At 52.6% G+C, this 21,357-nt stretch carries 20 protein-coding genes; 12 read left to right on the top strand and 8 right to left on the bottom strand.

The window, feature by feature from the left end; genetic code table 11:
- Positions 1 to 5 precede the first annotated feature (5 nt).
- Together sixA and RHH53_RS07355 are read left to right on the top strand one after the other, a co-directional pair.
- Positions 6 to 524: a phosphohistidine phosphatase SixA gene (sixA, locus tag RHH53_RS07360; protein WP_206199596.1), complete on the top strand. Its 519-nt coding sequence runs from the start codon at positions 6 to 8 to the stop codon at positions 522 to 524.
- 91 nt (positions 525 to 615) lie between these two features.
- Complete coding sequence (locus RHH53_RS07355) at positions 616 to 990, top strand: hypothetical protein (RefSeq protein WP_310743600.1); 375 nt, start codon at positions 616 to 618, stop codon at positions 988 to 990.
- Here the strand turns inward: RHH53_RS07355 and RHH53_RS07350 are convergent.
- Together RHH53_RS07350 and RHH53_RS07345 are read right to left on the bottom strand one after the other, a co-directional pair.
- Positions 959 to 1,375 (bottom strand): nuclear transport factor 2 family protein, encoded by a 417-nt coding sequence (locus RHH53_RS07350; RefSeq protein WP_302677932.1) that lies wholly within the window; start codon positions 1,373 to 1,375, stop codon positions 959 to 961. The two genes, RHH53_RS07355 and RHH53_RS07350, sit on opposite strands and share 32 nt — an antisense overlap.
- A 79-nt stretch (positions 1,376 to 1,454) precedes the next feature.
- A complete protein-coding gene (locus RHH53_RS07345; RefSeq protein WP_206199593.1) occupies positions 1,455 to 1,952 on the bottom strand; it encodes an orange carotenoid protein N-terminal domain-containing protein in 498 nt (165 codons plus the stop codon).
- 303 nt (positions 1,953 to 2,255) lie between these two features.
- Between RHH53_RS07345 and RHH53_RS07340 the strand changes: the two genes are divergently transcribed.
- Genes RHH53_RS07340 through RHH53_RS07330 form a run of 3 tightly spaced genes read left to right on the top strand, consistent with a single transcriptional unit; the run spans position 2,256 to position 6,149 of the window.
- Complete coding sequence (locus tag RHH53_RS07340) at positions 2,256 to 3,350, top strand: glycosyl transferase (RefSeq protein WP_310743599.1); 1,095 nt, start codon at positions 2,256 to 2,258, stop codon at positions 3,348 to 3,350.
- 2 nt (positions 3,351 to 3,352) lie between these two features.
- A complete protein-coding gene (locus RHH53_RS07335) occupies positions 3,353 to 5,227 on the top strand; it encodes a tetratricopeptide repeat protein (RefSeq protein ID WP_310743598.1) in 1,875 nt (624 codons plus the stop codon).
- Positions 5,211 to 6,149 (top strand): 5'-nucleotidase, encoded by a 939-nt coding sequence (locus tag RHH53_RS07330; protein ID WP_225901520.1) that lies wholly within the window; start codon positions 5,211 to 5,213, stop codon positions 6,147 to 6,149. The genes RHH53_RS07335 and RHH53_RS07330 overlap by 17 nt, the downstream gene beginning before the upstream one ends.
- Before the next feature lie 105 nt (positions 6,150 to 6,254).
- On the opposite strand, the gene RHH53_RS07325 is transcribed toward RHH53_RS07330, so the two are convergent.
- The 3 genes from RHH53_RS07325 to rpiA all read right to left on the bottom strand — a co-directional run bounded on the left by RHH53_RS07325 (position 6,255) and on the right by rpiA (position 8,228).
- Positions 6,255 to 6,572: a hypothetical protein gene (locus RHH53_RS07325; RefSeq protein WP_302676320.1), complete on the bottom strand. Its 318-nt coding sequence runs from the start codon at positions 6,570 to 6,572 to the stop codon at positions 6,255 to 6,257.
- A 378-nt stretch (positions 6,573 to 6,950) separates the two neighbouring features.
- Positions 6,951 to 7,385 carry a hypothetical protein gene (locus tag RHH53_RS07320; RefSeq protein WP_302676322.1) on the bottom strand — a complete coding sequence of 145 codons (435 nt, stop codon included), beginning with the start codon at positions 7,383 to 7,385 and terminating at the stop codon, positions 6,951 to 6,953.
- A 135-nt stretch (positions 7,386 to 7,520) separates the two neighbouring features.
- Positions 7,521 to 8,228: a ribose-5-phosphate isomerase RpiA gene (rpiA, locus tag RHH53_RS07315; protein WP_206199588.1), complete on the bottom strand. Its 708-nt coding sequence runs from the start codon at positions 8,226 to 8,228 to the stop codon at positions 7,521 to 7,523.
- A 164-nt stretch (positions 8,229 to 8,392) separates the two neighbouring features.
- Between rpiA and RHH53_RS07310 the strand changes: the two genes are divergently transcribed.
- Positions 8,393 to 10,051, top strand: a complete 1,659-nt coding sequence (locus tag RHH53_RS07310; RefSeq protein ID WP_310743597.1) for an alpha/beta fold hydrolase — start codon at positions 8,393 to 8,395, stop codon at positions 10,049 to 10,051.
- Here the strand turns inward: RHH53_RS07310 and pgsA are convergent.
- The 3 genes from pgsA to RHH53_RS07295 all read right to left on the bottom strand — a co-directional run bounded on the left by pgsA (position 10,036) and on the right by RHH53_RS07295 (position 14,056).
- Complete coding sequence (pgsA, locus tag RHH53_RS07305; RefSeq protein ID WP_302677929.1) at positions 10,036 to 10,542, bottom strand: CDP-diacylglycerol--glycerol-3-phosphate 3-phosphatidyltransferase; 507 nt, start codon at positions 10,540 to 10,542, stop codon at positions 10,036 to 10,038. The two genes, RHH53_RS07310 and pgsA, sit on opposite strands and share 16 nt — an antisense overlap.
- Before the next feature lie 70 nt (positions 10,543 to 10,612).
- Positions 10,613 to 11,656, bottom strand: a complete 1,044-nt coding sequence (glpX, locus tag RHH53_RS07300) for a class II fructose-bisphosphatase (protein ID WP_206199585.1) — start codon at positions 11,654 to 11,656, stop codon at positions 10,613 to 10,615.
- A gap of 165 nt (positions 11,657 to 11,821) precedes the next feature.
- A complete protein-coding gene (locus RHH53_RS07295) occupies positions 11,822 to 14,056 on the bottom strand; it encodes a glycoside hydrolase (protein ID WP_310743596.1) in 2,235 nt (744 codons plus the stop codon).
- A 251-nt stretch (positions 14,057 to 14,307) separates the two neighbouring features.
- Here RHH53_RS07295 and RHH53_RS07290 point away from each other — a divergent pair, with 251 nt between their 5' ends.
- The 6 genes from RHH53_RS07290 to RHH53_RS07265 all read left to right on the top strand — a co-directional run bounded on the left by RHH53_RS07290 (position 14,308) and on the right by RHH53_RS07265 (position 21,357).
- Positions 14,308 to 15,075: an Eco47II family restriction endonuclease gene (locus RHH53_RS07290; RefSeq protein ID WP_206199583.1), complete on the top strand. Its 768-nt coding sequence runs from the start codon at positions 14,308 to 14,310 to the stop codon at positions 15,073 to 15,075.
- Positions 15,041 to 16,360: a DNA (cytosine-5-)-methyltransferase gene (dcm, locus tag RHH53_RS07285; protein WP_225901519.1), complete on the top strand. Its 1,320-nt coding sequence runs from the start codon at positions 15,041 to 15,043 to the stop codon at positions 16,358 to 16,360. The genes RHH53_RS07290 and dcm overlap by 35 nt, the downstream gene beginning before the upstream one ends.
- 80 nt (positions 16,361 to 16,440) lie before the next feature.
- Positions 16,441 to 17,523, top strand: a complete 1,083-nt coding sequence (locus tag RHH53_RS07280) for a zinc-dependent dehydrogenase (protein ID WP_310743595.1) — start codon at positions 16,441 to 16,443, stop codon at positions 17,521 to 17,523.
- Positions 17,493 to 17,795 carry a DUF2499 domain-containing protein gene (locus tag RHH53_RS07275; protein ID WP_206199580.1) on the top strand — a complete coding sequence of 101 codons (303 nt, stop codon included), beginning with the start codon at positions 17,493 to 17,495 and terminating at the stop codon, positions 17,793 to 17,795. Before RHH53_RS07280 ends, RHH53_RS07275 begins: the two co-directional genes overlap by 31 nt.
- Positions 17,796 to 17,992: 197 nt before the next feature.
- On the top strand, positions 17,993 to 19,870 hold the full coding sequence (locus RHH53_RS07270; protein WP_310743594.1) for a cation:proton antiporter: 1,878 nt from the start codon (positions 17,993 to 17,995) through the stop codon (positions 19,868 to 19,870).
- 128 nt (positions 19,871 to 19,998) lie between these two features.
- Positions 19,999 to 21,357: an S-layer homology domain-containing protein gene (locus RHH53_RS07265; RefSeq protein WP_206199579.1), complete on the top strand. Its 1,359-nt coding sequence runs from the start codon at positions 19,999 to 20,001 to the stop codon at positions 21,355 to 21,357.

Here is a 21,357-nt window from a genome sequence, read left to right as displayed (position 1 = left end):
TCTTTATGACGGAGCTAACAGTCTTTTTTTTCCGCCACGGAATCGCGGTCGAACGGGAAGTGTTTGAAGGCAGTGATAGCGATCGCCCCCTGACGGCCAAAGGCGAAAAGAAAACCCAGCAGATTGCGCGGCGGTTATTGGATCTAGGCATTGAAGCAGAACTGATTCTCTCCTCCCCACTAGTGCGGGCACGGCAAACCGCAGAAATTCTCCTTGAAGTGGGGGTTGCCCCCGATCTGATGATTTCTGACCTGTTGGCGCCAAGCGGTCGTTTGCCAGATTGGCTGCAGTGGCTGAACCACTGGCGTCAAGACCATGAGGGAGCCCTGATTGCCGTGGGTCATGAACCCAATCTTAGTCACTGGGCAGAACTGCTCATCTGTGGCAAAGCCTTGGGACACCTCCAGCTCAAGAAAGCCGGCATTATTGGCCTGCAGATTCCAGAAACCGATCCCCTTGGTAATAGTCAACTCTTTTGGCTGACGCCTCCCAAGTTTTTACTCAATGGCAGTGGCCTTGCCTGACTACAGGTGTCCATTCCGATGCTTCGACCCTCTCGCCACTGCTCTCCCTAAAGCGACACAATAGAAGTACAGCCTGCCACAGGATAGAATCGTGAATTCTGAGTCGGAAATTACGGAGCATTTACCGCCCGATGTTCTCAGTTGGCTGTATGCCTATCAGCGGGAGCATCAATTTACTAGCCTTGAAGCGGCAATTGTTGACATTGTCTGCAAGTTTTATATTCAAACGGAGCATTTGCCTGAACGGCTGGCGGATCTAGAGCGACGGGTGAATGCCCTTAGCCGTGAAGTGATTCATCTGCGCCAACAACTGCCCGAAAACTACGATCGCCTACGGGAACAGTTGGCAGCGGTGCGTCTGAGTCATTCGGGCATTCTCCACAATTTGCGCGATCGCGTGGAGGCCTTAGAGTCCGAGGTGTTTTCCGGTCGCCCTAGCGCTGCTGACGTAGAGGCTGATAGTTGAGGAGTTCCTCCAAGGTTGCCAGCAAATCCACTTTCACAAATGTGATTTGATCCTCAGCATTGAGGCCAAATTGCCAAGCCACATTGACGCTAAAAAGGCGGAGTGTAACTTTACCCACAAGGCGGTAGCGACGTTCTGTGCCCTCTGTGCTTAGTAGTTCTCCTTTAAGGGGTTCTGCCCGCATACCCACGGCTTCAAGGTGGAGATAATGGGCGATCGCCCCCCGACCCACCACGGCATCCTCAAAGGGCGGATAGAGAACTCCTTCTTCAGCAAACAGGGCGGCCACATCTTCGTAGCGTTCCTCATTGAGGGCAGCAAAATAGGCAGTTATAGTTGGCTCATCAATGCCGAGAATGGGACTTCCTTGAACAGGATGGGTCATGGTTTCAGTTCCTCAGTGGTTTGTATCTGGACAAAAAAAGGGAGCACATTGCCCCCTTGCGTAACCCATGGCATCTTAATTAGACGGCAAGTGGATCCACCCCCATGGCGACCACTGCATTCCGCAGGACAGTAATCTGTTGACCAAAGTCAAGGGCTTTGATGGCTGCAAACACGCGATCGGCATCGCGGCTGAGGGTATAACCGGGGGGCACAGGTACCACAAACCCCTGTTTCATCAGTTCTGCCAGTTGATACCAGAAGGCGAGCTTGGTGTTGGGGCTAAAGACACCGTAGGCACGGGTGAGAGGGGTGTCCACATTGGCCACCAAGTCGCGCATGAATTGAAGTTGATCATCGAAACTGAGTGCTTTGACCTGATTGAGCAGCCCTTCCGCCAGTTGTAGGCGAGCCGTACCGGGAGCGGCGGCTGTAATCGAACGACCCGTTTCGGTGTAGATGAACCACAGAAGTCCTAGTTTGTCATCCACACTCAGGCAGTTGAAAAGAGTGGTAACCTCTTGAACGGCTGTGGCCAGTGTCGAGGGAGTGAAACGAGTATCGGTGGTATAGGTCATACAGCTTCAGAGATGTTGAACGTCTAGCGTGTTGCTATGCTTATCTCTGCCTCCTAGTCAACAGTATGTTACATATCTTCATAAAAAGCAACACAAGTTTATAAATACCAGTAATAAATCTATCTTATGCTTCATTTGAATAGAATGAAATAAATCTATTATAGCCACCCAGAGCGAGACGGGTCTGATTTGAGCCATCTGTTCCCCGCCTGTTCGCACTTCTTCAGAAAAAAGCGGTTTGGCACACCAATCGAGAGTTGTTACAAATGTTAAGATTGCATCGGTTTTGGCAAGAACACACCTGTGGCTCGACCGACCCTCTACGTGGCAATCACAAACCATGGCTTTGGTCATGTGGCGCGGACAACGGCGCTGGTGAATGCCATTCGCCGCCAAGTGCCGGATCTCTTGCCACTGATCGTGACGGCAGCTCCCTATTGGTTGTTGCAGGCGAATCTGGAGGGGGAGTTTATTCATCGTCCCCGTGCCCTTGATCTGGGGGTCGTACAAGCCGATAGTTTGCAAATGGATTTGCCTGCAACCCGTGCCAAGCTCTTGGAACTTCAGGCGGCAGCCCCTGAGTTGATCCGCGCCGAGGCAGAGTTTATTCAGCAAAATCGGGCACAGTTGGTGCTAGCGGATATTCCCCCTTTGGCGGTGGCGATCGCCCATGCAGCGGGGGTGCCCTGTTGGATGGTTAGTAACTTTGGCTGGGATTTTATCTATCGCTCCTTTGGCGGTGACTTTAGCGAGATTGCGGATTGGGTGAGTAATCTTTATAGCGGGTGCGATCGCTTGTTTCAACTGCCCTTTGCGGAACCCCTCAATGCCTTTCCCCACAAGGAATCCGTGGGACTGACGGGAGCCGAACCGCGTTTTGAGCCAGAGGAGTTGCGGCGGCGCCTTGGCCTCACCACTCCCCGCGATCGCACAGTTCTTTTAACCTTTGGCGGCCTGAGCTTGCAAGCGATTCCCTATGAGACCCTCAAGGGGTTTCCCGATTGGCAGTTCCTTACCTTTGATACCAGTGCCCCTGAGGACTTACCGAACCTACGGAAGCTCTGTGGCCGTCAACTGCGCCCGGTGGATGTGATGCCTCTCTGTGGTCGAGTCGTGTCCAAGCCCGGCTATGGCACCTACGCGGAGGCCTGTCGCTTGGGGGTACCGGTGGTAACGATTCGTCGTGATGATTTTGCTGAAGGGCCTGTTTTGGTGGCGGGATTGCAGGCACATCATTTCCATCAAATTCTCACCCATGAAGAATTTTTTGGTGGTCACTGGCACTTTTTGCACGCAGAACCCCAGCCGCCCCAAGACCCCACCCCCTTGGATCTCAATGGCAATTCTATGATCGCCACCGCTGTTGCCTATTATTTGAATAACTGCTCATCACAATAGCCGTGGGTATCTTTAGATGGCGAACCGCCTCGCTGCTAAAAAAGGCTTGGCAACTGTATCAACAACAGCACTGGAGCGGAGCACAACAGTGCGCACGTCAAGTTATTGAAGAGACCCCGCAGCCAGAGGCCTATTACCTATTGGGGTTAATTGCTGAACAACTGGCACAGCCCCTTGAGGCACAGGCAGCCTATGAGCAGGCTATTGCCCTTGATCCGTGGCATGCCCCTTCCCATTATCGCTTGGCAGTTGTTCTCCATGATTTGCTGCACCAACCGGCGGCTGCGCTACCCCACTACCAACGCGCCCTTGAGGTGAAGCCGGAGTGGGTGGAAGCCCATAGCAACTTAGGAAATGCCTATCTGGACTTGGGGGACACTGAACGCGCGATCGCCTGCTACCAAAAAGCCCTATCCTTGAATCCCGACTTGCCCACAACGCTGTATAACTTAGGCCTCTGCCTACACGCCCAAGGCAAACTCACAGAAGCGAGTGCTTGCTACGAACAGTCACTGTACCTTGAAGCGGGTCAAGCCGATGTCCACAACAATCTGGGCAGTGTCTATCTTGAACTGAAAAATTATGAGGCAGCGATTCGCCAGTTTCAGGCCGCCTTGAGTGCTAATCCAGAACTGTTGGCAGCCCACTACAATCTGGGGTACGCTTTGCATCTACAGGGTAACCTCGCGGCGGCGCGCGATCGCTACCAAGAAGTGCTCCTGCGGGATCACAAGCATCAACAGGCGCTATTGCAACTGGGGCAAATTTGCCTCAGCGAAACGGACTTTACAGGAGCCATCTGCTACTACCAACGCTGTCTTGACCTCAACCCTTGCAACAGTTCTGCCCAAGCGGGCTTGGCCACAGCGCTTCTGGAAACAGGAAACCCAGAGGCGGCCCTCCACCACTTTCGCCGAGCCGTTGCCCTAGACCCCAATGGGGCGGATGTGCATCTCAACTTTGCCCTTGTCCTGCTCATGCTAGGACATTTTCAACAGGGATGGGAGGAATACGAATGGCGCTGGCAGCAACCCACGGGCGGATTACGCACCTATCCGCAACCGCGCTGGCAAGGGGAATCCTTGGCGGGGAAAACCCTCTTTGTCTATAGTGAGCAGGGGCTAGGGGATTGCATTCAGTTTGTGCGCTTACTGCCCTTGATGGCACGGCGTGCCCAACGGGTGATTTTTGCTGCTTACCCGCCCTTGGTGCGTCTTTGTCAAACACTGCCGGGGATTGAAGTGATAAGCACCGAGGAGACGCCTCCCCCCTTTGATTACCATACCCCCCTGCTGAGTCTGCCGCGCTACCTAGGTATTGATAAAGACCACTTTCCCAAGTTCAGTCCCTATTTTCAGTTACCCACCCCCCTGCCCCGCAGTATTTTTCATGTGTCCAAACCGCGGATTGGTCTGGTTTGGGCTAGCCATAGTCAAACGCGCACCACGGCGCAGCGGTCTTGTCCCCTTGAGTACTTCCTGCCTCTGCTGCGGGAATTTGATGTCCAATGGTATAGCCTGCAAAAGGAGCGATCGCGCCTCGAGGGTGAACAATTGCAGCAGGCGGGAGTGATTGACTGCCAGCCCTACATGGGGGATTTTCTGGATACGGCGCTGTTGATCCAGCAGTTGGATGCTGTGGTAACAATTGATACGGCTGTGGCACACTTGGCGGGTGCCCTAGGGAAGCCCCTGTGGATCCTGTTGCCCTTTGTGGCGGATTGGCGGTGGCTCTGGCAGCGATCGCGATCGCCTTGGTATCCTTCGGCGCAGTTAATTCGTCAGCCCCAGTGGGGAGATTGGCAAGGGGCGATCGCCCAATTGCGGACTGCTCTTGAATCCCACTATCGGATGCTCAGCAATGGGGTATCCAATTGAGAAGAAATTAGTGATTGCGGTGGCCTCCAGTGCTCTCTTTGATTTGGGGGAGGCGGATGATGTCTTTCGCAATGAGGGGACCGAAAAGTACCGCCAATTTCAGCGGGAAAGGAAATACGATGTCTTGCCGAAGGGGGTGGCATTTCCCTTTATTCGCCGCTTCTTGAATCTCAACCGTGCCTATCCCGAACAAGAACCCGTGGAGGTCGTGCTCCTTTCCAGAAACGATCCCGATACTGGTCAGCGGGTCTTCTATTCAATTCAGCACTACGGTCTGAACATTACCCGCGCCGCATTTTTGGGCGGCAAATCCCCCCATCCCTACATTCCTGCCTTTAATGTGTCTCTGTTTCTCTCGGCAAATGCCAAGGACGTGCAGCAGGCGATCGCGGCTGGGTATCCAGCGGGCATGGTGATTCGATCGCCCATCACCGATCACGAAGACGATGCTGAGTTACGGATTGCCTTTGACTTTGATGGTGTGCTAGCGGATGATGAAGCGGAAGCCGTCTTTCGCCAAGGGGATCTCGAGCAATTTCAAGCCCATGAACTGCAAAAGGCCAACATTCCCCATAATCCGGGACCCTTGAGTGATCTTTTTAAGAAACTGGCAGCCTTTCAACAATTGGAAATGGCAAAAGAGCAGCAGGATGCCAGCTATCAGCGGCTGTTACGGATTGCGATTGTGACCGCACGCAATATCCTTGCTAGTGAACGGGTGGTGACCACCCTCAACAGTTGGGGCGTCATGCCGGATGAAACCTTTTTCCTTGGCGGTATGGAGAAAATACGGGTTCTCAAGCAACTCAAACCGCATATCTTCTTTGATGATCAACTGACCCATCTAGAATCAGCAGCGGGTTCGATTCCCTCAGTGCATGTCCCCTTTGGTGTGCGCAATTGTGACATTCTCCCTCCCTAACCCAAGGGTATCGTGAAGGCTTCCAATATTGCTATCAGAACTTGACCGCAATTCCCCGTACCACCAAGCAGTGCTATTGGCAGTGCAGTACGCTGGCGGCATTTATTATGGGCAGACCCGACGCCCATTCATCTGAACAACGGAAACATCTAGCTCGCGATCATCAAGTTCAAGTTTGCCACTGGCAGTAACAACGCCGCCCACCCTAAGAACGCCATTGCGCAGGGCAGGTTTGCAGGCATCCGGTAGATCGAGCTTGTAGCGTTGGTTATTGGCCTCAAGTAAGACTTCATCATCATCAACAACCGCCGTAATTCGACCCGTAAGCGTGGCGGGCACCTCCTTACCAGCACGGCTGGCGATCGCTCCTGTGCTCAACATTCCTGCCACTCCTAATGCCAATACCAACCAACGCAATCGCATGGTACAAATCCTCAAGTAGAATTTTTCCCAATAATTTGACGAGCGATCGCCCCCAAGAGTTCAATTAAGTTTTCTCTGCCGACGGATCTATTCAAATTTCCTAAAGTCTGATTTTGGCGTTGAATCCCTCGGAGTCTCTCTATAGGAGGCTTTGAGTATTTTTAGTAGCTTTGTAGAAAATAATTTGACACCCCTCGCAGGGGATCCCTCGGAACAGGGGGCTGCAATCCGCTCAGGGAGAGGCTATACTAACGCGGAAGTAAAATAAATGAAAATTGGTAAAGTGCGCTAAAAATAAGCACAAAAAAAGGTCAGTGTCGTTGCCACCGACCCTTGAATAGATGAAGATGAGTTAAGTTTCTAGGAGTTTATTCCTCATTAGCGGGGAACAACGGCAGGCTGCACTTGGATGCCCCATGAACTGAGCGTGCCTACATTACAGCCACCTTGCCGTCCAATCGCCCCAATTTGAATCGTGTGATTCCCCCGCTCCCAGTTGCCACCAATGGGCAAAAAGGCTGAACGGTTGGGGCCAAGGAACTCCGTTTCGACCCGCTGTCCCTGACGATTGGTGGTGAAATATTTCACTTCCGAGCAGTGGGTAGCAGGCGCAGTGACTTGGAGGGCATAATCCCAATACGGACTTTCAGAGCGGAAGTTGTAATGCGCCATTTGATCGCAAACTTGGCCACTGCTGTTGCAGTTGACGATAATCGGTGGGTTTGCCTGTGCTGCCGTAGTAGCAACCACAACACCTGAAACCACAATACTGCTTAGGGTGATCAACCGACGGGTGAAGGAGTGGAGAGACATTGGAGGCTCCTATGGAGTGGATACCCCAATTATTGATGGCAATCCTGTCGCCGCCTGAGACCTCAATCACTGATGGGTTGAGAGATTGATCACCGGAAAGTAACTGTTGCTTCCTCGCAGGAAATGGAAAAACTGCTAGGCCATTTCACGCACACGGGGCTGGCCATCCACAATCTCACCAATGAGGATGACATCGGCCACGTTGACAAACAGGCCATTTTCGACAACACCGGGGATGTTGTTCATCGTTTTCTCTAGTTCGGCGGGGTTAGAAATGTCATCAAATTTGACATCAAGGACAAGGTTGCCTTGATCCGTCACCACTGGGCCATCTTTTTTCACCCCCATGCGCAGTTCGGGCTGCCCCCCAAGAGCTTTCAGGGCACGAGTCACCGGAGCCACGGCAAAGGGTAACACTTCCACGGGCACAGGGAAGGTAGAACCCAATTTCTGCACCAGTTTACTGCTGTCCACCACCACCAAGAACTGATCCGCAAGGGAATCAACAATTTTTTCACGGGTGTGAGCCGCCCCACCCCCTTTGATCAAGTTTTTGGCGGGATCCACTTCATCGGCACCGTCAATGGCGATGTCTAATTTCTCCACATCATCAAGGGTGACTAGGGGAATGCCATACTTTTTGGCGAGGACAGAGGCTTGAAACGAGGTGGGCACACCAGCGATGTTGCTCAGTTCCCCATTGCGCAGGCGATCGCCCAAAAATTGAATGACAAAGGCCGTGGTTGACCCAGTGCCCAAGCCAACAATCATTCCAGACTGCACGCGATCGGCAGCAGCTTTGGCAACGGCCTGCTTCATTTGCTTGACTGCATCCTCACTCATGGGCAAATTCCCTCATTTTTTCCAAAAGCACAATACCATAGCGGCCGCCCTTTACAGCCCTTTTCAGAGAGTCGGAACCTAGCCCTCAGGCTGCCAGTCCTTGGAGTTGCAGGTGACGTTGCAAACAACGATAATGCTAGTGATTAAGTGAGGGTATCTCAGGGATGGCGATCGCGCGCACGCGGAAAAAATGGCAGTGGTTCTCTCTGTTGGGCGCAGCAGCAACCGTTTGGGCACAGGCGGGACTGGCTGCCGAGCAAATTAGCCTTGTTTATCCGCCCTTCGGCACATTCAACATCCAAGTGAGTGACCTTGCCACATTTGCCAAAACGGGGAATGCGAGTTCGGAGCTAAGATTTTTAATTCGGCTACTTCCCAACGCTCAAGAATCCAACTTGCGCGAAGGCTTGACCACACGCATGGACTTAGAACCAACAACCGTTAGCCAGTTTGTCAAAAGTCCCATTGGTCAAAGCTTTTTAGAGCGCATTGGCCAAGTTATTCGGGCAGATAATGATGTCAATGGAGGCCCAGCCCTTGGGGAAGCCCTGAAAACCGCCGCCAGTTCCCCCGCAGGCATTACCCTGCTCTCAGTACTACAAGCCTTTCCCGGCAAGAGTGTTAAAGTCAATGGTGAACTCGGTCTGAAGGCAGTGGGTGCCTTTACCCGTGCAGTGAATCAAGAACAGCGGGCGCAAGACTTTATCGAACGCTTGGCGCAACTCCAACCAAGAACGCCACTGCCTGCCAGTGGCCTTAATCCTGCCCAAAAAGGACCCTTCCAGTGGCAAAAGCAAAAACTTGAATTCACCAATCCCAATCGCACCACAGGCCCCATTCCCGCAGATCTCTATGTCCCCATAGGGATGATCGCACCAGCCCCCCTCATCGTCATTTCCCACGGTTTAGCCTCAGACCGCACGACGTTTGCCTACTTAGCAGAGCACTTGGCCAGTCATGGATTGGCAGTTTTGGCAGTCACTCACCCCGGTTCGGATGCCAGCCGAATTAATAGTTTTCTCTCCGGGGCACCCCTCGACTACGAGAACTTGCCAAAGGATTGGGCACAGCGCCCCTTGGATTTGAAATTTGGTGTGGATGCTGTCGCGGCGTTAGTTCAGAAAAATCCAGCCCTAAAAATTGACACCAATAATGTGGGGCTATTTGGCCACTCGATGGGGGGCTTTACCGTGTTGGCGGCAGCAGGGGGGACTGTTGACTGGAATGCCGTCAAACAACGCTGTCTAGCAGCCGCTCGTGATCTCTTTATCTTTAATATCTCAGTGCCCCTGCAATGTCGTAGTCTCGGTCTTGCCGCTGTGCCCTCTACACCGGCGGATCCACGGGTCAGGTCTGTGATTGCCGTCAATCCAGTGAGTAGTATCCTCATTGGCGAACGGGGCATGGCCAATATCAAGGTGCCCACACTCATTGTTTCCAGTAGTCGGGATGTCTTTGCGCCACCCTTAGAGGAGCAGATCTGGCCTTTTACATGGTTACAGGCGCAGCCCAAGTACCTTGCCATGCTCGTGCCCGGTACCCACTTCTCGGCAGTGGGGGTCAGTGAAGCGGGAGTATTACCGGTTCCCAATGATCTCATTGGCCCGAACCCACAGTTGGCACAGCCCTTTTTCAAGGGACTGGCGGGGGCTTTCTTTGGCGTCTTTAATCAAAAAAACGAGTCCTTGCGTCCATTCCTGAGTCAAACCTTTGTCAATCAGGTGACCCAGCCCACTTTTCAAGCCTATTGGGTGGATCGCATCAATCCCCAGCAGTTGCAGGAGGTGCTCGCGGGGCGCATTGGCACTCAACCACGAAGATAAAGTGCCCCAGAAATCAGTGTGAGGGCGATCGCCCCCCCATAAACAATGAGGATTCCCCCCTGCCAACTAGGCGGTAAGGGAGCGAGAAGCAATGCCACGGCCATAATCTGGCTAAGGGTTTTTGCTTTACCCCAGAGATTGGCGCCCTGAATTTGAGATTGCTGAACCCGCCAACTAGCAATGCCTAGTTCCCGAAAGAGGATCAACGCCACAGACCATGCGGGCACCTCTCCCCATTCAATGCACAGCAACAGGGGCACCAAGATTAGCAACTTATCCACGAGCGGATCCAGCACCTTGCCCAAATCCGTCACCTGATTGAGACGGCGAGCAATGTAGCCATCCAGCCAATCCGTGAGGGCTGCCACCAAAAATAAACCCACCCCCCACCAACGGTACACGGCACTGTGATTCAACGAGAGCAGACCCACTATCACGGGCACGATCAACAGGCGCGCAAGGGTAATTGCTGTGGGTAGAGTTAAGGGCATCGCTATTCCCGAAGATAAAAAGAAAACCCCCTCACCGGGAGGGAGCTAATTTTCTTTCACCGAGCAGCGCTTAGTACAACTGCAGCGACTTCAACTGTTTATCGAACATGTGAATGGTATCGACAAAGCGAGCCGTTTTCGACTGCGTGGAAATGACCAAAGATTGGGTACGGGCGCCACCTTTGAAGAAGCGCACCCCTTTCATGAGCATACCGGGCGTAATACCACAGGCCGCAAAGAGAACGGTTTCGCCGGAGGCCAATTCCTCCGCTTCATAGACCTTGTCGGGATCAGTGATGCCGGCTTTTTTGAGTTCTTCGAGGTTGCCTTCGCGGGTGCGATTCGCCCATTCCTTGGTCATGACCACAGCGGGATCATAGACCAGTTGCCCCTGGAAGTGCCCACCCAAGGCACGCATGGCAGCAGCGGAAATCACTCCTTCAGGCGCAGCACCAATACCCATGAGCGCATGAATGTTGGTACCAGAGAAAGCACAGGAGAGAGCAGCGGAGACATCGCCATCGGAGATCAGTTGAACACGGGCACCCGCATTGCGAATTTCTTGAATCAAGTCATTGTGGCGATCGCGCTTCATCACCACCACCACTAACTCATCAATGGCGCGGTCAAGGCATTCCGAGAGAATTTTCAGGTTTTCTGTCGCCGAGTTGCGAATATCCACTTTGCCCTTAGCAGCAGGGGGCGCCGCCAATTTCTTCATATAAAAGTCGGGAGCCGCAAACAGCCCCCCTTTTTCAGAAATAGCCAGTACTGCCATTGATCCAGGTTGGCCATAGGCGCAGAGGTTTGTCCCTTCACAGGGGTCAACGGCAATGTCAATTTCAATGAGTTCTTCGGGGTTACAGTATTGGGCAGCATCGGGACGGGTACAAATGCCCACTTCTTCGCCAATGTAGAGCATTGGGGCTTCATCCCGTTCCCCTTCGCCAATCACAATACGACCGCGCATATGGATTTGATTCATGCGGTTGCGCATGGCATCCACGGCGACCTGATCCGCCATGTGTTTGTCACCTTTGCCCATCCACCGCGCTGAGGCGATCGCCGCTTGCTCGACAACTTCTATAATCTCTAAGCCGATGACGTTATCCACACAACCCTCCTAACTGCACAAGTTGATCCCGCAGAGGTTTCCTATCTGAGCTTACAGAACTTTGGTACGCAGAAAATAATTTCTCGCTGCAAATTATTTGCCCTCAACCGTAGCTGCATTGCGAAGCCTGAGCGATCGCTTGTTGTTAACGCTTCGCCTCAAGGTCTAAGGTGTGGTCAAAAAGAGCAGTTGCTCTGTGGGCAGATGATCCAAGTAATAGCCATCCTGTGCCAACACAATCAACAAATGCAGGCCACAATCGGGATGCAGGTGCAGATCTGCCCAAGGAATGGCCACTTCTAGGCAGATGCCCAAGGCATAGCGGGCATGGTTGGGTCGCTCTTCCCACTGGTAGTTGGCGATCGCCTCTTTGAAAGCAATCTGTTGCTTTTCAAAGTCAATCACCAATTGATGGTGGTACAGGTAGTTGAGGGGGGCTGCGTCGGGGCAATCTCGCAGATCAGAGAGGGGGCTATTGTACGTCACCATGTTGGGGTAGTACCAGCAAAAGTGCAGGGTGCTGATGTCATTCCCAAAGGGCTGTTTCTGGTTCGGAGTATCAAGACGCAGATAGATATTTAGGTGATCCACCCCATACCAGAGGCGACTGATCAGCGTTTGGCGGTGCATCGTCCCGCGGCTGCCACCGATTTGAATCCGGCCAGCAAAGTTCCAGTCCTGCTCATCACCGCGCCCATCAATCTCAGGGTGAATAAAGCCTTGGGGCGGGTAGGTATCCTTGGCTTCGTGGACTTCTAAGGGATCATTGAGAACCTCAGGAATTGGCTCCCCCAATGCTGTGTAGAGCGCCATCAAATGCTCACGGAAAAGCTGATCAAACATGGCATCGTGGTTCGAGGAGTGGCCTTCACCAAACCACCAAAACCAGTCAGAGCCTTCAGCCGCCAAAAGAGCTTGCCATGCTGCCGGATTCTTCGTTTCAGTGGCTTCGGGGTGGCGTTCAAGGGTTTGGCGGGCAGCCCCTAAATAGTCCCAAGCTTTGTTTTTTACCGGATCGCCAATCCATGTACAGAAATTGCCATCAATCCAAGAGCCGCTGTGAAGAGCAGAACCCGAAATCACCGCACGTGGGGGATATTGTTGCAGATACTCCGCCACAGAAACACAGGCAAAGTGCTCGTTCTCGCTCAGGCCTTGGTAAAGCCTTTCTAAGAAGGGCAGGCCGTCGCGGGGATAGTACTCCCAGCAGTTTTCACCATCGAGGGCAATGGTCACAAGCCATGGTTGCGCCAAACTGGATTGACCAGTCCCTTCATGGGCAATGAGTTGCTGGCGAATGCCCTCCAGCTGCTTGAGCAGATCCGCTGCCGCTGCTTCGGGAGCCATGGCACTGTAGGTAAAACCAATCAGATCCGAGAGGCGATGATCGCGAAAGACAATGTTGAGATCCCCTTTGGCCGTGGTCAGGCGGTAGGGTTGGTAAAGAACATTGGCCTGTTGGACAACCCCTGCTTCGTTGCGGTAAAAATAGGTTCCCGTTGTCCAGCCCAAGATGGCTTCATCGGAGCAAATCCACTCAAAGCCCTGCTCGACAATGGGTTCAAGAATGGCTGGACTCACGGATTGCTCTGACGGCCACAGTCCGCGGGGCGATCGCCCAAAGAATTGTTCATAAAGAACTCGCGCCCGCCGCAAATGCCGAGGAACATCTTCGGGATATTGAAACCGCTGTTGGGGCAGGGCAATGTTGGGAACCGCTACTTTGGCGGCATCGGTATCCACCAAGAGGGGCAAAATCGGGTGGGTATAGGGGGTTGTGGTGACTTCAATTTGACCCGCCTCTTGAAGGGCGCGGTGCTGGGGAATGATTTCGCCAAGAATTTCCCGCTGTTTGGCAATGATCCGCTGGCGATCGCTGAGGCTAAAATCCCGCCCTTGGGATAGCCATTGGGCAATCTCTGGCTCCTCCCAATAGAGAGGATCAATCCACGCTAAATTGTGCCACGCTAACAAATCCCCATAATCTTGCGGCTGCCAATTTTGCCAACACCATGTTTTGCCGTGAGTTTGCCGCTGCTCGTAGAGTTCGCGATAGCGGGGATGGGGGTCAATCATTGTGCGGTGGTGGGCATCAAAGAAATGCTCAATGATAAACCAGCGCTGTTGATCCGTGAGTTGCTCGACCGGCGTCAGTGTGGCTGTGAGGTAGGGATCAAGGGCCGTACCGTTGACATAATCCTGAATTTGCAGCAACAGGGAGGGGACAAGGTTGACGGTTTGCTTGAGGCGGGGATATTTGGCGAGGACTAAGATCAGATCTAAGTAGTCCTTCGTGCCGTGGAGCCGTACCCAAGGGAGCAGGTATTGACCGGTGCGACAACTTTTGTAGAGGGGTTGGTGCTGGTGCCAAATGAAGGCAACGTGCAAGGGATACGCCACAACAAACTTGCCCCCAGTACTCAGAACTCTTCCTCTAGTATTTCAGGGGAGTCTCTTTTACCACCACTTTGTTACGTAAGATGTCAAAAGCAGTACAAATCATAATATACTGCTTTTCTAACGTATGAGTTATGCTCCTGTCCCACTGCCTGCTGTCAGCGCATTAGTTTTGACTGTTTTGAAGGTATTCTATCCCTATAAAAAGGACTGTACCCTGCTCTATAGAGCCTTTGTGTTTTCAAAAATCAATTATGTCCCCTAAAAATCAGTATCATTTAGGATTTATTAGCGACGAAGATATGCGTGCTCATGTTAAACAAACAATCTTAAAGTATCGCTTGTCAATTGATTTCACAGAATTTAAGAAGCTCAAAATTGATCCAATAAAAGCAACCTTTGATATCGCTGTTTATCATCTCAGCGATGAGGAATTTATTGAAAGAGAAATCATAAGACAAATTGACAAATCTAACAATAATCACATTGGCTATTTTCATCAAAACATTTTTCGATATATTCAAGACTGGGAAGTTCTTGAATCAGGTTATGACATAGTCAATCGCAAGAAATCTTACTATGCGGAAATTAAAAACAAGTTTAATACTATGAATAGTAATGCGAAAGAAAATATTTTCCGCAAAATGCAACAAACTATTGATAGTGACTCAAAAGCAATTTGTTTTTTGATTGAAGTGATTTCAAAAGAATCTAAAAACCTTCCTTGGTCTGTTAAAATAGATGATAAAGTGGTCAAAAATGAAAGAATAAGAATAATTTCAATTGATAAGTTTTATGAGATTGCCACAGGCGACAAGGATGCATTTGCAAAATTGTGCAAACACTTACCACAAATCATTCAAGATGTTATTGAATCTGAAGGAGTTGAAATTGGTTTCTCATCTGAGAGTAAAAATATCAGGGAAAGTTTAAGGAAAGTCCATCCCAATCTCTTAGCAGCTCTGTATTATTTGGCATTTTCCAACTATGAAGGATTTAAGGATTTTACACAAAACCAATGATGTTCTATCGGCTGAGCTCATCGCTGATATTCTCAGTGTGACAAAAGCCACCATACAAAAGTGGGAGCGCCAAGGTTTTTTGACCTGTCGTGAAGAGGATGAACGGGGCAAACGCTACTATCCCGTAGCACAACTGCTTCAGTTTGCAAAATTTCGGGAACTCGTTTTTAGTTCTTGGGAGCAAGAGCAATTCATCCAACCTTTGCGGCCTTACCAAACCCTTGAATTGTTTGCCGGGGCAGGAGGGCTGGCCTTGGGACTCGAGCAGGCGGGGTTGCACGTTGTCTGTCTGAATGAAATTGATAAAGATGCCTGTGGAACGCTGCGGCAAAATCGCCCCCAGTGGCAAGTGATTGAGGCGGATATTCGCACCCTCAACTGGGAACATCTGATCGAAACCGAAATTGATTTATTGACGGGTGGGTTTCCCTGTCAGGCCTTTTCCTATGCAGGGGAAAAGTTGGGCTTTGCCGATACCCGTGGCACGCTATTCTTTGAATTTGCGCGAGCCATCAAAGAAGTCCAACCGAAGGTATTTTTAGGCGAAAATGTGCGCGGTTTGCTCAGCCACGATCGCCAGCGCACCATTAGAACTATTGAAGCGGTGCTTTCCGAAATTGGTTATACGCTAATGCCGCCACAGGTTCTCAATGCCCTGTTTTATCGCGTCCCCCAAAAGCGACAGCGGTTATTCTTGGTGGGCATTCGCAATGATTTAGTGCCCTATGCTCAATTTGCTTGGCCGAGTCCTTGTCCGCAAATTATGACGTTGGCGGATGCCCTCAAAGCTGGGGTTCTCTATGAGAGCGATGTGCCTCCCTCTGCGGGTCAGCGTTACCCTGAGCAGAAAGCGGCGATTTTGCAACAGGTTCCCGAAGGGGGGTGTTGGCGCGACTTGCCCCCAGACCTGCAGCAGGCCTATCTGATGGGAAGTTTTCGTCTTGATGGTGGCAAAACGGGGATGGCACGGCGCTTGGCATGGGATGAACCTGCGTTGACATTGACTTGCTCCCCTGCCCAAAAGCAAACAGAACGCTGCCACCCCACCGAAACACGACCGTTGACCGTGCGCGAATATGCGCGTATCCAAACGTTCCCCGATGATTGGCAGTTTTGTGGTTCTCTTTCAAGCCAGTATCGGCAGATTGGCAATGCAGTGCCCGTGAATTTGGCGGCAGCGGTGGGGCGATCGCTGGTGAATCTATTGAATGCCCTTGAAATCCAATCACCTCAGCCCACGATTTGCCTGTCAGCAGCAAAACAACTAGAGTTTTCCTTTGCTTGAGTTGCAAAGGGGTATCATCCAGACTTGCTCTCGGTGCAAGGGACAATTATCTTAGGGGTGGCGAGTTTGCAAAGGTCTCAATGAAAGCCCAAGTGTTCCGAGGGGTGAACCAACTCAGCTACGAGGACATTCCCATCCCTGAGATTGCTGCCGATGAAGTCCTTGTGCGCGTTAAGGTCGTTGGCTTGTGCCAATCGGACATCAAAAAAATTCGCTATCCCCTCTATGAGCCGCCTCGTATTTTTGGCCATGAAACGGCGGGTGAAATTGCGGCGGTGGGTGAGGCCGTGACGGGTTGGCAGGTGGGTCAGCGGGTGGTGGTCATGCACCATATTCCCTGTATGCACTGCGCCTACTGCTTGAATGAAAACTATTCAATGTGCCATGTGTATAAAACCGTTACAACCACGGCGGGCTTTATTCCCAGTGGCGGTGGTTTTGCTGAGTATGTGAAAGTACCGGGGCACATTGTGCAGCATGGCGGTCTGATTCCCATTCCCGATCACATTAGTGATGAAGAAGCCAGCTTCGTTGAACCCACCAACTGTTGCCTCAAGGCGGTGAGGAAAGCAGGTGTTGCTCCCGGCCAAACGGTGCTGATCACTGGGGCAGGGCCTATTGGCCTAATGTTTATTATGTTGGTGAATCTCTTTGGGGCACGGGCGATCGCCACCGATTTACTGCCCTCGCGAATTGCCAAAGCCAAAGAAGTGGGCGCTGCTGCCGCCTTTGATGCCCGCGATCCCGATCTCAGTGCCAAGGTGCAAGCCCTGACCCATGGCTTGGGGGTGGATGTCAGTCTCTTGGCGGTTCCCAGTGAGAAGGCCTTTTTCCAAGCCCTAGAGTGTACTCGCAAGGGGGGCAAAGTTCTCTTCTTTGCCGAGTTTCCCGATGAGGTGGAGATTCCCCTCAATCCCAACATTCTCTATCGCCGTGAGATTGATCTCATGGGCAGCTACAGTTCCTCCTACCGCTTACAGTCCTTAGCCTGCGACATTATCTTTAACCGCCGCATTGATGTCAAAGCCCTGATCAGCGATCGCTATCCCTTGGCCAAACTTGCCGAGGCGGTGGAACAGGCAGTACATCCCACGCCTGAGACTTACAAAATCCTCATCTATCCGGAGGCCGAATGCACGCCCTGTCAATTTCCACATGGATAGTGCACATTTCCAGTGTGCTGGAGTGGATGGCCGCCATTTGGTTTGTGGCACAACTGGATCGCCGCTGTCCGCAGCAGGGATGGCGGTGGTTGGCGTGGGCAATGCTACCAGCGTTGGTGAGTGCCATGTGTGCCTGTACGTGGCATTACTTCGATAATGCAGTGACACTGGCTTGGTTGGTGGATCTGCAAGCGCTGCTCACGTTCATTGGCAACTGTACCCTCTGTGGTGCAGCAGCATGGCTGTGGTGGCGATCGCAAAGCGCACTGTAGCTGCCCTCTTGAAGTAAAGCTTAACAAGATTGATTGAAATTGGCAGTGCTCAAGGACTTCCAGTATCCTGTAATCAGGTTCCCCCGCAATAGGGTGTGACAAATGCAACAGTCCAATACTGAACTTTGACGTAGAACAAGGAGGAACGCTTGCCCGTCAGTCTAGCCCTAAACGCCTAAACCTCTGTGGAGGCTGCGATGGAAAGTAGTGCCGAACTCACCGCCTTGTTCGTCATCACCGTTGTCCTAGGCATTGGTGCCCAAGTGACTGCCCATTGGCTACGGCTGCCGAGTATTGTCCTGTTGTTACTGGCGGGTATTCTTTCAGGGCCGAGCGGCTTGGGGCTAGTCCATCCGGAAGTTTTAGGCGAAGGCCTAGAGGTGTTAGTGCCCCTGTGTGTGGCCTTGATTCTCTTTGAGGGGGGCTTGAGCTTAGACCTGAGCCGCGCTGACCAAGATATTACGGGTAGCCTCTGGAAGTTAGTGACGCTGGGGGGACTGGTGACGTTTGTGGCTGGCGCCATGGCCGCCCATTGGATTGGCGAGTTTCCGTGGCAACTGGCCTTTCTCTATGCGTCTGTGGTGGTGGTGACCGGGCCTACGGTGGTAGGGCCGCTGCTGCGTCAGGTGGGTGTAGAGCACAAATTGGCGGTCATTCTCGAAGGGGAAGGCGTGCTCATTGACCCCATTGGTGCCATTTTGGCGGTGATGGTGCTGAACGTAGTTCTCAATCAAGACCTCGGCATGGGGGCGATCGCCCTCGGGATTATTCAGCGCTTGGCGGTGGGGGTCTTGATTGGTGGTATTGGTGGCTGGTGTCTCAATCGCTTCCTGCACCGCGCTTGGTTTTTGGCGGAAGATTTGCGGAACCTGTTGGTGCTGGCAGCGCTGTGGGGGCTATTTTGGCTCTCGGATCAACTGGTGAGCGAATCCGGCTTGATGATGGCGGTGGTTCTGGGGCTGGTACTGCGTTGGTCGGATGTACCGGGGGGGCGGCTACTGCGGCGTTTCAAGGGTCAACTGAGTACGCTCTCGATCTCGGTCTTGTTTGTCCTGCTGGCTGCGGATCTCTCGATCGCTGGTCTATTGGAGCTAGGTTGGTCGGGGGTGTTCACGGTGTTGTGCTTAATGTTCCTGATTCGTCCCCTCGGCGTTGTCCTATGTACGTGGGGCAGTGATCTCAGTTGGCAACAAAAAGCCTTCCTCAGTTGGATTGCGCCGCGGGGAATTGTTGCGGCTTCAGTGGCTTCGCTATTTTCGATTACCCTCACCAATGCGGGAATTAGTGGGGGGGATGCCATTAAAGGACAAGTGTTCCTGACGATTTTGATGACGGTTTTCGGCCAAGGCCTAACGGCGCGCTGGGTGGCAACCCAACTGAATGTGCGTGCCCAAGGGGCTTCAGGGGTGATGATTGCTGGCTGTACGCCCTTGGGTCGTTTGTTGGCGCGGATCTTGCGCGATCGCGGCGAAGAGGTGGTGATGATTGACACCGATCCTGAGGCCGTTGAACAAGCCCGCCGTGAACATCTGCCCGTCTATCTCAGTAGTGCCCTTGACCTGAATATTTTGCAGGAGGCTGGTATTACTCAATTGGGCACCTATCTGGCTGTGACTAGTAATACTGAGGTGAATGCGGTGCTGGCACAGCGCGTCCTCGAAGAATTTCACCCGCCACGGGTCTTGGCCGCCCTTGAGGTAGAGGATTGTCCCCTCGGTCTGAGTCCAGCCTTTGCTCGGCAACTGTCCATTAAAAAATGGAACCAATATATCAACACTGAGGCGGTTCGTTTGGGGGAACTGGTGATTGAGGAGGAGCGATCGCAATTGCAACGCCAGCACCTTGACGCCTTGATCCGCTCTGGGAAAGTGCTTCCCCTGCTTGTGGAACGGCCAGAGGGATTGCGGGTGGTGCGAGCCAATGAAGAGTGGCAAGTGGGCGATCGCCTGATTTACCTGCTCCACAGCCCCAAACCCCACACCCTACCGGCGGCCTTAATTTCGGGCTGGCAAATGAATACCCAAGTGGAATCGGTTCTTGTCCCCAGTGAAGCCCCTACCCCCAAGGGAACCTAATCTCCGGCACTGCGTCCATAGGCATCAGCAGAGTCAACGATTGACGTGTTTTCCCAATCAAAATTGCTGAGGGGAATCCAAAACCCTCTCAGATAACTTGAATACCCTCTTACTTGGAGAGATTTGCTATGCAGAGCCTCGCACAGCGCAGCTTGGCTGTTTTGAGCTGCGGTTTAATGAGTTCTGGTACCCTTGCCCTTCTAGCGGCTGTTCCGGTGCAAGCCCAATCCCGTTTTACCGATACCCAAGGCATTTGGGCACAGGCCTGTATTGACCACTTGGCCAGTCGCAACATTATCAGCGGCTATCCCGATGGCACCTTTCGCCCCTTTGCCCCCGTCACCCGTGCTGAATATGCAGCCATGCTGGGGAAGGCGTTTCCCAATGCGCCTGTGGTGCGTGCCCCCAGTATGTTTAACGATGTCCCCAGCACATTTTGGGCAGCGAGTGCGATTCAAAATGCCACCCGTACTGGCTTCTTGAGTGGCTACCCCGGCAATGTGTTTCAGCCCAATCAAAATATTCCGCGTGTTCAGGCGATCGTGGCTCTAGCCAGTGGCTTGCAATATCCCACACCGCCTTCTGTGGAGGGGGTCTTAGGCCAGTTCAATGATGCGGCAGCAATTCCCGCTTATGGACGTGCGGGTGTGGCCGCTGCCACCGCTAAACAAGTGGTGGTGAACTATCCCAATGTGCAGTTCTTTGCGCCAAATCAACTGGCCACCCGTGCCGATATTGCCGCATTCCTCTGTCAGGCGACCCGTGCCCCCGGTGCCCAAGCCCTTGTGCCGACGCAGTACATTGCGGGTGTGGCTACCACCTCGCCTATTGCGCTCCCAGCCGGTCAGCAAATTCCGGCTCGTTTCCCCGATGCAGAGCGGATTGTCCTTAGCCCCAATGAAAGTGTTGCGATCCGCTTGGTGACGGCTGCCGATGTCCGCGATAGCCAAGGTCGTGTTGTGATTCCCGTGGGCAGTGAAATTTTTGGCCAGATCCAGCCCGCCCAAGGGGGGTCTCAATTTGTGGCCAATACGGTGGTGATCAATAATCGCCAACTCCCGATCGCTGCTAATTCCCAAGTAATTCGTACGATTCGCGATGCCCGTGATCCCAACATTGGCAATGTCTTCCGCAATGCGGCCATTGGTTCGGCGGTGGCTGCGGGGATTTCTGGCTTGGCGGGAGACCGCAGGATTACGCCCCTAAAAGTGCTCACGGGGACAGTGACGGGGGCAGCGATTGAAACCAACCAAGGACGGCCTGCCACCTCCATTATTCGCGATACGCTGATTGGTGCTGCTTTGGCCACGGGTGCTTCTGCAGTGATTGGCGATCGCAAGATTACGCCCGAAAAAGTGATTACCGGTGCAGCCGCCGGTGCCACCATTGGTGGTGCGATTGATCCAGCCGTGCAGCGACTAGTGGTGATTGATGCCAATACGGATTTGGGCTTGACCCTGACTCAACCCTTTACTGTCTCGCAATAG

This window comes from Thermosynechococcus sp. PKX82, assembly GCF_031583255.1.
Lineage (GTDB): Bacteria > Cyanobacteriota > Cyanobacteriia > Thermosynechococcales > Thermosynechococcaceae > Thermosynechococcus.
This window is presented reverse-complemented; position numbering and strand designations above follow the sequence as displayed.

What these genes read in the sequence shown, in the direction of transcription:
- RHH53_RS07325 (WP_302676320.1), bottom strand. Translation starts at nt 6,572, where the DNA reads ATGCGATTGCGTTGGTTGGTATTGGCATTAGGAGTGGCAGGAATGTTG.
- dcm (WP_225901519.1), top strand. Translation starts at nt 15,041, where the DNA reads ATGAAGGATTTAAGGATTTTACACAAAACCAATGATGTTCTATCGGCT.
- RHH53_RS07320 (WP_302676322.1), bottom strand. Translation starts at nt 7,385, where the DNA reads ATGTCTCTCCACTCCTTCACCCGTCGGTTGATCACCCTAAGCAGTATT.
- sixA (WP_206199596.1), top strand. Translation starts at nt 6, where the DNA reads ATGACGGAGCTAACAGTCTTTTTTTTCCGCCACGGAATCGCGGTCGAA.
- RHH53_RS07275 (WP_206199580.1), top strand. Translation starts at nt 17,493, where the DNA reads ATGCACGCCCTGTCAATTTCCACATGGATAGTGCACATTTCCAGTGTG.
- RHH53_RS07280 (WP_310743595.1), top strand. Translation starts at nt 16,441, where the DNA reads ATGAAAGCCCAAGTGTTCCGAGGGGTGAACCAACTCAGCTACGAGGAC.
- RHH53_RS07270 (WP_310743594.1), top strand. Translation starts at nt 17,993, where the DNA reads ATGGAAAGTAGTGCCGAACTCACCGCCTTGTTCGTCATCACCGTTGTC.
- rpiA (WP_206199588.1), bottom strand. Translation starts at nt 8,228, where the DNA reads ATGAGTGAGGATGCAGTCAAGCAAATGAAGCAGGCCGTTGCCAAAGCT.
- RHH53_RS07290 (WP_206199583.1), top strand. Translation starts at nt 14,308, where the DNA reads ATGTCCCCTAAAAATCAGTATCATTTAGGATTTATTAGCGACGAAGAT.
- RHH53_RS07265 (WP_206199579.1), top strand. Translation starts at nt 19,999, where the DNA reads ATGCAGAGCCTCGCACAGCGCAGCTTGGCTGTTTTGAGCTGCGGTTTA.
- RHH53_RS07330 (WP_225901520.1), top strand. Translation starts at nt 5,211, where the DNA reads ATGGGGTATCCAATTGAGAAGAAATTAGTGATTGCGGTGGCCTCCAGT.
- RHH53_RS07310 (WP_310743597.1), top strand. Translation starts at nt 8,393, where the DNA reads ATGGCGATCGCGCGCACGCGGAAAAAATGGCAGTGGTTCTCTCTGTTG.
- RHH53_RS07345 (WP_206199593.1), bottom strand. Translation starts at nt 1,952, where the DNA reads ATGACCTATACCACCGATACTCGTTTCACTCCCTCGACACTGGCCACA.
- RHH53_RS07350 (WP_302677932.1), bottom strand. Translation starts at nt 1,375, where the DNA reads ATGACCCATCCTGTTCAAGGAAGTCCCATTCTCGGCATTGATGAGCCA.
- pgsA (WP_302677929.1), bottom strand. Translation starts at nt 10,542, where the DNA reads ATGCCCTTAACTCTACCCACAGCAATTACCCTTGCGCGCCTGTTGATC.